The 12022-nt window shown below is 60.6% G+C and carries 8 protein-coding genes; 7 read left to right on the forward strand and 1 reads right to left on the reverse strand.

The features are described 5' to 3' along the window. Positions 1-20 precede the first annotated feature (20 nt). Positions 21-227, forward strand: a complete 207-nt coding sequence (locus tag GTP23_RS18835; protein WP_161036521.1) for a hypothetical protein — start codon at positions 21-23, stop codon at positions 225-227. Positions 228-428: 201 nt separating this feature from the next. Here the strand turns inward: GTP23_RS18835 and GTP23_RS18840 are convergent, their stop codons facing one another. Further along, positions 429-3257 carry a TonB-dependent receptor domain-containing protein gene (locus GTP23_RS18840; protein ID WP_229256174.1) on the reverse strand — a complete coding sequence of 943 codons (2829 nt, stop codon included), beginning with the start codon at positions 3255-3257 and terminating at the stop codon, positions 429-431. Positions 3258-3834: 577 nt separating this feature from the next. Between GTP23_RS18840 and GTP23_RS18845 the strand changes: the two genes are divergently transcribed. The 6 genes from GTP23_RS18845 (at position 3835) to GTP23_RS18870 (ending at position 11806) form a co-directional block, all read left to right on the forward strand. Further along, positions 3835-5658 (forward strand): ABC transporter substrate-binding protein, encoded by a 1824-nt coding sequence (locus GTP23_RS18845; RefSeq protein WP_161036523.1) that lies wholly within the window; start codon positions 3835-3837, stop codon positions 5656-5658. 10 nt (positions 5659-5668) lie between these two features. After that, positions 5669-6607, forward strand: a complete 939-nt coding sequence (locus GTP23_RS18850; protein WP_161036524.1) for an ABC transporter permease — start codon at positions 5669-5671, stop codon at positions 6605-6607. Continuing rightward, positions 6604-7722, forward strand: coding sequence for an ABC transporter permease (locus GTP23_RS18855; RefSeq protein WP_371866947.1), 1119 nt, complete (start codon positions 6604-6606; stop codon positions 7720-7722). Before GTP23_RS18850 ends, GTP23_RS18855 begins: the two co-directional genes overlap by 4 nt. Positions 7723-7736: 14 nt before the next feature. Further along, positions 7737-9431, forward strand: a complete 1695-nt coding sequence (locus tag GTP23_RS18860) for an ABC transporter ATP-binding protein (RefSeq protein ID WP_161036525.1) — start codon at positions 7737-7739, stop codon at positions 9429-9431. Between the two features lie 85 nt (positions 9432-9516). Continuing rightward, a complete protein-coding gene (locus tag GTP23_RS18865) occupies positions 9517-10479 on the forward strand; it encodes a VTT domain-containing protein (protein ID WP_161036526.1) in 963 nt (320 codons plus the stop codon). 301 nt (positions 10480-10780) lie between these two features. Continuing rightward, positions 10781-11806, forward strand: coding sequence for a glucokinase (locus GTP23_RS18870; RefSeq protein WP_161036527.1), 1026 nt, complete (start codon positions 10781-10783; stop codon positions 11804-11806). Positions 11807-12022 lie beyond the last annotated feature (216 nt).

Raw genomic sequence — 12022 nt, forward strand, 5'->3', positions numbered from 1 at the left:
TGAATCTCCCAGATTTAATTATGAAAGTCATGCCTTACGAGAAGAAATACGAGTTCTTCTCTTTTTCATCAGAGCATCTGCGACGGAGCACTGTCAATATGAAAACATTTCTGAAACAAATGGATGGTGTGGTACTGCGCTTAGACAAGCAGGGCGGCTTTACAGGCCAGAAAACGCACAAATTTGGCGCAGATCGCGCTTTTCTTTGTATAACATTGTTTTTTTAGTAAAAAGAATGCAATCTTTGGCGTCGCTGTGGTTTTTTTTACAGTAGGAATGGCGCTGCGCGCCTAAAGCTGCACAGACCGGCGTCACATCTACGCCACACTTGCTCCCGCCCGGGGATGCCGTGCAGGCATAAAAAAAGCCCGCCGGCATGTGCGGGCGGGCTAGGCAGGAACCTGAGCGAACTCAGGTTCAAGCAGGCATTAGAACTTGTAGCTACCAACCAGGTAGATCTGACGACCCAGTGGATCGGCATAACGACCGTCGTAACCGGACTGGTTACCACCACCGGCGTTGCGGATGGTGAATGGCGGATCGATGTCGAACAGGTTCTTGACACCGGCAGTCAGCGTGAACTTCTTGCTGAAGGCCATTTTGGTCTGCCAGTCGATGGTGGTGTAGGACGATACGCGGCGTTTGAAGGCCACGGTGTCACCCTGGGTACCATCGGAGTTCAGCACGTTCACGACGCTGTCGTCTTCCGTGTACACCTGGTCGGTGTAGCCGGAGTGGTAGTTAGCCGTGATAGCGTGGGTGAACTTGTCGCTGGTTTTCAGCGAAGCGGTCAGCTTCGAAACCCAGCGGAAGGTAACATCCGAGTAGGAGTTGAAGCGGCCGATGTTTTTCTCCAGACCGGTGCCCGGGGTTTCCTGCTCGGCTTTGGACATGAAGGTACCAGTCCATTGCACGTTCAGCTTACCGAAGACGGTCGAAGTTTTATAGGTGTGATCCCAGTCGATACCTTGATAGTGCGAGCTGGCCAGATTGAACGGAGTCAGCGCAGCGGCCAGTACGTTCTGTTTCTGGATAGGGTCGTAGTAGCTGCGCAGCAGGCTGTCGTAGACCTTAGGATTGTTGAACACCACATCTTCCGACAGGGTCTGGATCTGGTTGGTCAGTTTCACATCCCACAGATCGAAGCCGATCGACAGGGCAGGAATAGGTTCCAGACGGAAGCCCAGAGTGAACTGTTTCGACTCTTCCGGCTTCAGTGCGCCAGCGCCGATGGCGGCATTACCACCAGTCAGCAGGTTGTATTCCGACGAACCCGGATTGCACAGTGGGAAGCGTGGGTCGCTGGTCGAAGTGATCGGGCAGGCGTGGAACTGCGACGAACCGCCGTTCACCAGTGGCTTGACGATGTTGGTCAGGGTTGGAGCCTTGAAGCCGGTGCCGTAGGAGCCGCGTACCAGCAGCGAGTCCAGCGGATTCCAGCGCAGCGCCAGTTTGTAGGTGGCTTTGCTGGCCGATTCACCCTGTTTGCCCGGAGCGATCAGGTTGCCGGCGGTGTCGAAGTTCTTGTCGTTGGTCACGGCGCTGAAATCGTCGTAACGGGTCGACATGGTCAGGTCCATGCGCTTGGCCAGTGGCAGCAGCAACTCGGCATAGGTACCCCAGTTGGTACGGTGAGCATCGATCGGCAGAGCACCGGCACCACCACCAACGATGGCGTCGGTGAAGTTAGGCTGCTGCACGTTCTGGCCCTGCGAGTAGGCATCCGGTGCTTCCGAGTATTTCTGCTTGGTGTAGTCAGCACCCACAGCCAGCTGGGCTACGCCGGCCGGCATGTTGAACAGCTCGGTCGAACCGCTAACCTGGAACATGTCGATTTTCGACTTGGTTTCGCTGAACTGGTTGTGCAGCACTGCTGGTGCCAGCACTTCTTTCGAGTTGCCCGGTGCCGTGAACGGATCGAACTTGCCGGAAGCAACCAGCGCGTCGAAGGCATTCAGGCTCATGTAGCCGCCTGCTGCCGTATCGGTCTGGGTGTTTTCCGAGTGGGTGTAGGCTGCGCGGTAGTCGATGCCTTTGAAGGAACCGTCGACGCCGAAGGCCAGGTGGCGTGCTTCGGTTTTGTATTCGTCAGCACGGCCGCCTGCATCTGCCAGACGCAGGTTCATGGTTACGCTGGTGACCGAGTTCGGGTCGATGCCCAGACGCGACAGGTATGGCAGGATGGATTTCTTGTACAGTGCGCTGCCGACCGGAATACCCAGCGGCTGGGCTGGTGGGGCGTACTGTGCGGTGTTGCTGAACGAGGAGGCCAGCGCTTCGGCGAAGAAGTTGGTGTCCTTGTTGATTTTCAGGTTCAGCGAGCCGAAGCCGGAATTACGTTTCAGGCCAGGTACGTCTTCCACCGTAGCGGCGTAGTCGAACAGGCAGCGGTTACCTACGTTGAACAGGTTAGGGCCGTTGCACTTGCCACTGGCGAGGAAGTCAGGACCGAACGATTTGCTAGAGGCAACGCCAGAAGCATTTTTATATTTAACCGTGGCATTGCCAGGAATCGAGTTCGAGCTCAGCTGGTACAGATTGTAATGCTTGCCGTTGTCCCAGAAAGGAATCACGCCGCTCTTGGAGAAGTCGCGTTCGCTGGCATACATGGCCTTGTTTTCGTCGTGCGAAGCGGACAGCAGAATGTTGTAGCCGTCAGTTTCCAGATCGCCCCAGCCTTTGGAGATGGCGATGTTGTTGCTCGAACCAGAGCTGCTTTTCTGCGGGGTGTTGTAGGTGCCTTCAATGATGGCGTCGGTCTGGTTTTTCTTCAGGATGAAGTTGACCACGCCGGCAATCGCGTCCGAACCGTACAGGGTGTTAGCACCGTCGGTCAGAATTTCAACGCGCTCTACGGCCGCCAGCGGAATGCTGGCCAGATTGACAGTCGAACCGGAAGTTGCCGGTGCCAGACGACGGCCGTTCAGCAGCACCAGGGTGTAGCCTTCGCCGATGGCGTGGATCGAGGCCGTTTGCAGACCGCCGCCGCCGCCGTTCACCGACATCGACGAGGTGGTGAAACCCTGCATCGAAGGCAGCGAAGCTACCAGATCGGCCACGTTGGTGGCGCCGCTCTGTTCGATCTGCAGTTTCGACAGGGTCTGCACTGGCAGTGCACCTTCAGCGTTGATGCGCTTGATGCTCGAGCCGGTAATTTCGACGCGCTGGATAGGTGAGTCCGCGCTGGTCTGTGCAACTGCCGCGTGCATGCCGAAGGCCAGACCACTGGCGCAAATCAGACGTACAGAGCGGGACAATACAGTTTCAACCATCATTATTTATGCTCCCAATTTAAAACGTACTACACGGGTGTGAATGTTTTTTGTTTCGGTGCGGCTTGCACCTGTCGGCGAAAAACAATCTGCTTTTTTCGTCAATAATTGATCTGAACAGTTACCTAGAGGACTGTCAATGCAACTACTTGCATTATGATATAAATAAGACATTCTTAATTCTCGGGCAATAATATGCGCAAAAATGGTGAGAAATCGCTCTAATTTGGTGCGAGACGGCTAGTTGCCTCGTGAAAGATTGAGTCGGAGTCAAATTGGCAGGGAAAATATGGTGGTCGATGTCAAAAGCGCACCACGCTGGTGCATTCTTGAATCCGTGGCAAAAATACAATGCTTTTGTATGTGTGACTTTTACGCGACAGTCAAAATTCCCACCAGAAATATTTAACCGGCCCTGTTTGATGCCTTGGCCATGCGCTGGAGACAGGCTTTCGCTGTAAGGTTATGGGGCCTGGTCCTGGGGGCGTACTAATAGATGCTGTCTGGCGGTGGCAAAGTAAGGTATCGTTCCAGCACCTGTTCGAGTTGTCCGAGGAGAAATATGCTGGGTACCCGCCCGCTGGCCCGAATTGCAGCTATCGTTTTGGCTTGCTGCGGGGGCGGTGCCGCTGTAGCGGCAGCGCCTGTTAAGACTTTGCGCTACATCCTTCCAGCCGCCGAAGCCAGCCTGGATCCGGCCCAGGGGCGTGACCTGTACACCGGGCATATCACCGAAGCCATCTTCGAGACGCTGTACACCTATGACTATCTGGCCCGGCCCGTGCGCCTGGCGGCGCAGACGGCGGCGGCATTGCCGCAAGTTTCGGCTGATGGGCTCAGTGTGCTGATCCGGCTCAAGACCGGCATCTATTTCACGCCCGATCCGGCTTTCGGCGGCCAGCGACGCGAACTCACGGTGGCCGACTACCTGTATTCGTGGAAACGCCTGTTCGATCCGCAACTGGCTTCGCCGAATAGCTGGTTGCTGGAAGGGCGCATCGTCGGGCTCGACGCGCTGGCGGCCGAAGCAAAACAGCGCGGGCGCATGGATTACGACGCTGCTGTGGCCGGTTTCGAACAGCTGGACCGTTACACTTTGCGATTGCACCTGACCCGGCCCGATCCCAGTCTGGGCATGATACTGGCCTACGAACCGCTGGCTGCCGTGGCGCGCGAAGTGGTGCAACGCTATGGCGATTCCAAAGGCGAGGTAGCCAGCCATCCGGTGGGCACCGGTGCCTACCAGCTGGGCAAGTGGGTGCGCGGCAGCCGTATCGTGCTCGACGCCAACCCGGGTTTTCGCGACGAGCGCTGGGATTTTGCCGCCAGCGCCGACGGCAGCGCGGCCGATGCCCGCATCGTGCGCCAGATGCAGGGCAAGAAAATTCCCCAGATAGGGCGCATCGACATCAGCGTGCAGCTGGAAGACCAGTCGCGCTGGCTATCCTTTACCAGCGGCGCGGCCGATCTGTTCTGGCTGGACGGGCCGCTGGCCCCGCGCGCCATCGTCGATGGCAAGCTGCGTCCCGAGCTGGCGGCGCAGGGCATACAGCTGCAGCGCATCGTCGATCCCGTGCTGACCTATTACTACTGGAATATGCAGGACCCCGTGGTGGGTGGGCTCAGCAAAGAGAAGATCGCCTTGCGCCGTGCCATCGCCATGGCGCATGACGTGGACGAAGAAATCCGTCTGCTGCTGAACGGCGAGGCCGAGCGGCTGGCCATGCCGGTGCCGCCCGGCGTGGCCGGCCATGATCCGGCCTACCGCAGCCTGCTGCAATACGATCCTGTGCTGGCCAACCAGCTGCTGGACCGCTACGGCTACCGTAAGGGCGCCGATGGCTGGCGCACCTTGCCTGATGGCAAACCGCTGGTGCTGCGCTACACCTCGCGCAGCGAAGCGGCCGGCCTGCAGATGGCCGAACTGTGGCGCAAGACCTATACCCGGCTGGGCATACGGATGGATAGCCAGCGCATGATCTTCAGCGATATCCAGCAAGCCGAGCAGCTATGCCAGCTGCAGAGCCGTACCTATCAGTGGATGGCTGATTATCCGGACGGCGATAATTTCATGCAGCTGTTCTACGGCAAGAATATCCATCAGAATAATAGTGGCTGCTATCAGGACGAGCAGTATGACCGCTGGTTCGAAGCCAGCCGGGCACTGCCGCCGGGGCCGCAGCGTGATGCTCTGTACCGCCAGATGGCGCGCCAGCTGGAAGTGCAGGCGGCAGCCATGCCGGCCTACACGCGCTACCGCAGCATGCTGGCGCAGCCGGCCGTGCTCGGGTATAAACGGCACCCCATCCTGCATCAGGAATGGAAATATCTGGATATCGAGCGCAAGGATAGAAATGAGGATGGCGCAATGAAGGTGGCGAAATAATGGTGGGACTATGCTGGCCTATATAGTTAGGCGCCTGGGGCAGATGCTGCCCACCATGCTGGGCGTGGTACTGCTGCTGTTCATACTGTTTAACTGGGTGGGCGGCGATCCCGCGTACTTGTTGGCAGGAAAGATGGCGAATGCGGAAAGCATCGCCAACATCCGCCGCCAGCTGGGCGTGGACCAGCCTTACTGGGTGCAGCTGGGCATCTTCCTGCGCCAGATCGCCACGCTGGACTTCGGCCTGAGCTGGGCCACAGGCGAACCCGTGGGGCAAATCATCGCAACCCGGCTGGGGCCATCGCTGACAGTGCTGGTGCCCCTGACGCTGCTGGAAACGGCGCTGGGCATTGCGCTGGCGCTGGCCATCGCTTTCGTGCGCGGCTCGCTGACGGACCGGCTGGTGATGGTTGCCTGCACGGTCGGCATGTCGGTCAGCATCCTGGTCTACATCATCGTGTTCCAGTACCAGCTGGCCTACAAGCTGGGGCTGTTCCCCGTGCAGGGCTGGGGCGAGCATCTGGGTGAAAACCTGCTGCGCTATGCCAGCCTGCCGATACTGATAGGGCTGGCCGTATCGATCGCGCCCACGCTGCGCCTGTACCGCAGCTTCGTGCTCGATGAAGTGGGGCAGGACTATGTGCGCACGGCGCGCGCCAAAGGGCTGGGCGAAGGCCGCGTGATGTGGCTGCATGTGCTGCGCAATGCGGCCATCCCCATCCTCACCCATGTGATGGCCAGCCTGCCATCGCTGCTGATCGGTGCCTTCCTGCTGGAGCGCTTTTTCGGCATACCGGGTATAGGGCGCGAAGTGATACTCGCAGTGGAACGCAGCGATTTCCCCGTCATCAAAGCCATTACCGTGTATGTGGCGCTGGCCACCATGCTGGTGAATTTGCTGACTGATTTGCTGTATCAGGCGCTGGACCCACGGGTGCGGCTGTCATGATGGCGTCCCCCGTGCATACCCCCGGCCTGTGGCAGCTGGCATGGCGCCGCTTGCGCGCCGACCGCTGGGCCATGGGCGCGCTGGCCGTGGTGCTGGCGTTTCTGCTGGCATTGCTGCTGTCGGCTTCTGGCCTGATCGTGGCAGACTGGGAGCAGGAAGTGGCTATCAGCTATGCTCCGCCCAGCTGGGCCAGCGGCGCCAAGGCGCCCGTAGCGACGGCTGGCGCAGTTGCTGGTGGCGCGGCTGCTGATACGGCAGCTGGTGCTGCCGGCGCTGCACTGCGCGACAACCCTTTCGATCCGCTGGCACCGGATATCCGTGCTTTGCGCGCCACGGAGTTGCCCATGTATGGCGTGGTCGATCCGCTGGCCGACGATCTGGCCCGGTTGCGCGCCGGGACAGACGCCGGCGCTGGTACTGGCACGGCGCGGCTGGCGACACTGCCTTTCGGCGCCGATAAATGGGGCCATGATGTGCTGAAGAAAACTGTCAAAGGTGGCGAAACCTCGGTGGTGGTGGGGCTGGTGGCGGCTCTGCTGGCGGTGGCGCTGGGCACGCTGCTGGGCGCACTGGCCGGCTACTGGGGCGGGCTGGTGGATGCGCTGCTGAATGGCCTGTACAACATTTTCACCGCCATCCCTTCCGTGCTGATGATACTGGCCGTGGCCGCCGTGCTGCAGCAGAAAGGCGTGCTGACCATCGTGCTGATTCTGGGCCTGACTGGCTGGACCGGCCCCTATCGCCTGATCCGCGCCGAATACCTCAAGCACAAAGGGCGCGAGTACGTGCTGGCAGCGGACGCCATCGGTGCCAGCCACTGGCGCCGCATGTTCGTGCATATCTTCCCCAACGTGAGCCATGTGGCGCTGGTGCAGCTGTCGATACTGGTGGTGGGCTTCATCAAGGCGGAAGTGGTACTGAGCTTCCTCGGTTTCGGCGTGCCGGTGGGCGTGGTGTCGTGGGGCAGCATGCTGAACGAAGCGCAGAATGAACTGATCCTCGGCCGCTGGTGGCAGCTGACAGCGGCGGCACTGGCCATGGCTTTGCTGGTCACGGCGTTCTCGCTGCTGACCGATGCTTTGCGTGATGCACTCGACCCCAAGGTGAAATTTTGAGCGTGCCGCTATCTATGTCGCCATTGCCGGCAGCGGTGCCGTTACTGGAAATCCGTAATCTGCACGTGAGCTTCCGCACGCATGGCCGGCACATGACGGAAGTGGTGCACGGGCTATCGTTCAGCGTGGCGCCGCGCAGCACGGTGGCGCTGGTGGGTGAATCGGGCAGCGGTAAATCCGTCAGCGCGCTTGCCGTGATGGGATTGCTGCCGGAAGAGAGCAGTGCGGTCGATGCTGCCAGCAGCATACGCTACGACGGGCGCGAGCTGCTGGCGCTGGATCGCGCCGAACGCCGCGCGCTGTGCGGGCACGAGATCGCGATGATTTTTCAGGACCCCATGTCCTCGCTCAATCCCGTGCTGACGGTGGGCACCCAGATCGGCGAGGTGCTGCGTCTGCATCTGGGCATGAGCCGTGCGCAGGCACGCCAGCGCACGCTGGAGTTACTGGAGGAGGTGGGCATCGCCGACGCTGCGCACAAGATCGATAGCTATCCGGGCCAGATGTCGGGCGGCCAGCAGCAGCGCGTGATGATCGCCATGGCGATTGCATGCGAGCCACGCCTGCTGATCGCCGACGAACCGACCACCGCGCTGGACGTGACGATACAGCAGCAGATCATCGAACTGCTGGCGCGCCTGCAGCAGCGGCGCGAGATGGCGGTGCTGTTCATCACCCATGATCTGGGGCTGGTGGCGCAGATTGCCGACACGGTGGTGGTGATGCGCCATGGTCATGTGCGCGAAACGGGGCCGGCGATGGCGGTGCTGCAGCAGCCGCAGGATGAGTACACCCGTGCCCTGCTGCGCTGCCGCCCCGTGCTGGGTCAGCGTCCCGCGCGCCTGCCCGTGATCGGCGACCAGTTGCTGCAGTCAGACCTGATCGTCGTACCGGACCTGCCGGCTGCTGTGACGGACGCGCCGCCGCTGCTGGTGGTGCATCATCTGAGCAAGCATTACCAGCTGCGCGACGGCTGGTGGCGCCAGCGCGAGTTCCGTGCCGTGGATGATGTGTCGTTCACGCTGGCGCGTGGCCAGACGCTGGGCGTGGTGGGCGAATCGGGCAGCGGCAAAACCACGGTCGGGCTGATGCTGCTACGTTTGCTACAGGCGAGCAGCGGTAGTGTGCTGTTCGACGGACGTGATCTGCTGGCTTTAACGGCGCGCGAATTCCAGCCGTATAAGCGCCGTATCCATATCGTGTTCCAGAATCCCTATGCCTCGCTCAATCCCCGCTTCACGGTAGGCCAGATTCTGCTGGAACCGCTACGCATCCATGGCATCGGCGATAGCGAAGCGGCGCGGCTGGCCATGGCGGCCAGCCTGCTGGACAAGGTAGGTTTGCCGGCCAGCGCGCTGCAGCGCTATCCGCACGAATTCTCCGGTGGCCAGCGGCAGCGCATAGCCATTGCGCGCTGCCTGACGCTGCAGCCGGAAATCCTGGTCTGCGACGAATCCGTTTCGGCGCTCGACGTATCGGTGCAGGCGCAGGTGCTCAACTTGCTCAAGGATCTGCAGCAGGAGCTGGGCCTGTCCTATCTGTTTATCTCGCACGATCTGGCGGTGGTGCAGTACATGTCCGATCAGGTGATGGTGATGCAGCAGGGCAGGGTGGTGGAACTGGCGCCAGCGGACCAGTTGTACCGTCAGCCGCAGCACCCTTACACGCGTGCGCTGCTGGCTGCCATCCCGGGCCACGCCAGCCGCTAGCGGTCAGCTACCGGACGCCTGCGGCTCGTGCGTGCGACCACGCGGGCACGAAACGGCGAGCGGCAAATTAAGATAAGATAGCCGGATGGCCAATCTCATACTCTTATTGCAGGAATACGGCGTGCTGATCGTGTTCGGCGTGGTACTCGTCGAGCAGATCGGCCTGCCCATCCCCGCTTTTCCCATCCTCATCGTGGCGGGCGCTTTTGCCGTGGACGGCGGCATCAGCTGGCCGGCGGCACTGGCCGTCAGTCTGCTGGCCTGTCTGATCAGCGACTATTTCTGGTTCCGTGCTGGCCGCTATTTCGGCAAGCGTATCCTGCGCCTGCTGTGCCAGATTTCGCTGTCGCCCGATTACTGTGTGAGCCAGACGGAAGACAATTTCAACCGCTGGGGCCCCAAGGCGCTGGTGGTGGCCAAGTTCATCCCCGGTTTTAACACCATCGCGCCACCGCTGGCCGGCGCGCTCGGTACCTCGAACGCCACTTTCCTCGGCTTCAGTGTGGCCGGTGCGCTGCTGTGGAGCGGTAGCGGGATCGCGCTGGGCGCGGCCTTCCATACCCAGATCGATCAGGTGCTGGATATCCTCAACACCATGGGCTCGACGGCACTGATGGTGCTGGGCGGCCTGCTGGTGCTGTTCATCGTCTATAAATATGTGGAGCGGCGGCGCTTCCGTCAGGCGGTCGATATCGAACGGCTCACGGTGGAGGAACTGAAACGCCTGCTGGCGCAGGGCCACCAGCCCGTGCTGGTGGATGCCCGTAGCGTGACAGCCCAGCTGCTCGATCCGGCCGTGCCCGGTGCGCTGGCTTACAACGGCGGCGACCCCATCCCCGAACTGGCTGCGCTGGACAAGGATCACCCCATCATCGTGTACTGCAGCTGCCCCAATGATGTAACGGCAGCGCAGGTGGCCAAGCATCTGGTCAGCCATGGTTTCCACCGCGCCCGTCCGCTGCTGGGCGGTCTCGATGCATGGAAGGCGGAATTCGGTGCTGCCCAGGCCGCTGCCGGCAGCACCGGCAACAGCGCCGCGGCACATTAGGCCGGGCCCGCACGTCGCGTTCTGTTCGTAGTACCCATGCACTTGCCGCGTCAGTGGCAGCCCCCCCGTTTCCGTTTGCCCGACTCTACCCGCGCTTTTGTCGCGGGTATTTTTTTTGCTGCACCCTCTTTCTGTGGGGAACTCCCGTTCAGGCTGAAGTAGTAGTCATACTACGTAAAAAATATCTCGGATCGTGGTTTTATGTGGCAAGACAGAGTTATGTGTACTAAAACTACAAAGAATTCTTGCGTCGTACTAGTAAAATACTTTAAGCTTAGGGATCAACTCATTTCGATCTATCATGACAGCTCAGTCCCTACAAACGCCTCCCATTCAGACCACTGCGATTGCCAGTGGCCCGCGTCTGCTGGCGGACATCGGTGGTACCAATGCGCGCTTTGCACTGGAAACTGCTGCGGGCAAGATAGAAGCGATCGAAGTGCTGGCGTGCGCTGCATACCCGACCCTGGCCGCCGCCCTGGTCGCGTATCTGGCGATGCCCGCCGTGGCGGCGACCGGCATGACCGGTATCCGTCACGGCGCCATCGCCATCGCCAACCCCGTCACGGGTGACATGGTGCGCATGACCAACCACCACTGGGAATTCTCGATCGAAGCGTTGCGCCGCGAAGTGAATTTCGAAACGCTGGTGGTGGTGAATGACTTCACCGCGCTGGCCCGTTCGCTGCCGCAGCTGTCGGCTAGCCAGAAGCATCAGGTGGGTGGCGGTGTAGCGGTCGAAGGCGCGCCGCTGGGGCTAGTGGGCGCCGGTACGGGCCTCGGCGTCTCCGGTCTGATTCCCGGCAAGGATGGCTGGACCGCCTTGCTCAGCGAAGGTGGCCATGTGACTTTTGCACCGGCCAATGCGCTGGAAGTGGCCATCCTGCAGTACGCATGGAAGGAATTCGAACACGTCTCCGCCGAACGCCTGATTTCCGGCGTGGGCATAGAACTGATCTACCGCGCACTGGCGCACCATACGGATATGCCGGCCGAGCCGCTGGCGGCCGCCGAAATTTCGCGCCGCGCACTGGCAGGCGAATGCACGCTGTGCGATGAAACCATCGAAGCCTTCTGCTGCATGCTGGGCACCGTAGCCAGCAATCTGGCCATTACGCTGGGGGCGCAGGGCGGTATTTATATAGGCGGTGGCATCGTGCCCAAGCTGGGCGCGCGTTTCGACCGCTCCGGCTTCCGTGCCCGCTTCGAAGCCAAGGGCCGTTTCGGCAACTATCTGGCGCAGGTACCGACCTGGGTGATTACCGCCGAATATCCGGCATTTGTTGGTGTTTCGGCAATTCTGGCGGAAAAACTGGCAGTCGCCTGAGGCGCAGCGAGCGTCTTTCGGCCGATATTTCGCTGGCGCGACATGCGCGTAGTGGCGTTTTATCAGGTACAATTCATCAATCTGTCAGAAATACTGCTTCTGGTATCCACTGGCATGTCCCTCTGTCCCACCCGGCGCCCGGCGCGGGTGTCGGAAAAAAATAGCTTCAGCGAGTATTCCAGCCGGCAGCGTTGCGCTGCCCCGCCTCACTGAATG

Source organism: Duganella fentianensis (genome assembly GCF_009857835.1).
Lineage (GTDB): Bacteria > Pseudomonadota > Gammaproteobacteria > Burkholderiales > Burkholderiaceae_D > Rugamonas > Rugamonas fentianensis.

Coding starts and splice junctions, on each gene's coding strand:
- GTP23_RS18860 (WP_161036525.1), top strand. CDS start 7,737: ATGTCGCCATTGCCGGCAGCGGTGCCGTTACTGGAAATCCGTAATCTG.
- GTP23_RS18850 (WP_161036524.1), top strand. CDS start 5,669: ATGCTGGCCTATATAGTTAGGCGCCTGGGGCAGATGCTGCCCACCATG.
- GTP23_RS18845 (WP_161036523.1), top strand. CDS start 3,835: ATGCTGGGTACCCGCCCGCTGGCCCGAATTGCAGCTATCGTTTTGGCT.
- GTP23_RS18865 (WP_161036526.1), top strand. CDS start 9,517: ATGGCCAATCTCATACTCTTATTGCAGGAATACGGCGTGCTGATCGTG.
- GTP23_RS18855 (WP_371866947.1), top strand. CDS start 6,604: ATGATGGCGTCCCCCGTGCATACCCCCGGCCTGTGGCAGCTGGCATGG.
- GTP23_RS18870 (WP_161036527.1), top strand. CDS start 10,781: ATGACAGCTCAGTCCCTACAAACGCCTCCCATTCAGACCACTGCGATT.
- GTP23_RS18835 (WP_161036521.1), top strand. CDS start 21: ATGAAAGTCATGCCTTACGAGAAGAAATACGAGTTCTTCTCTTTTTCA.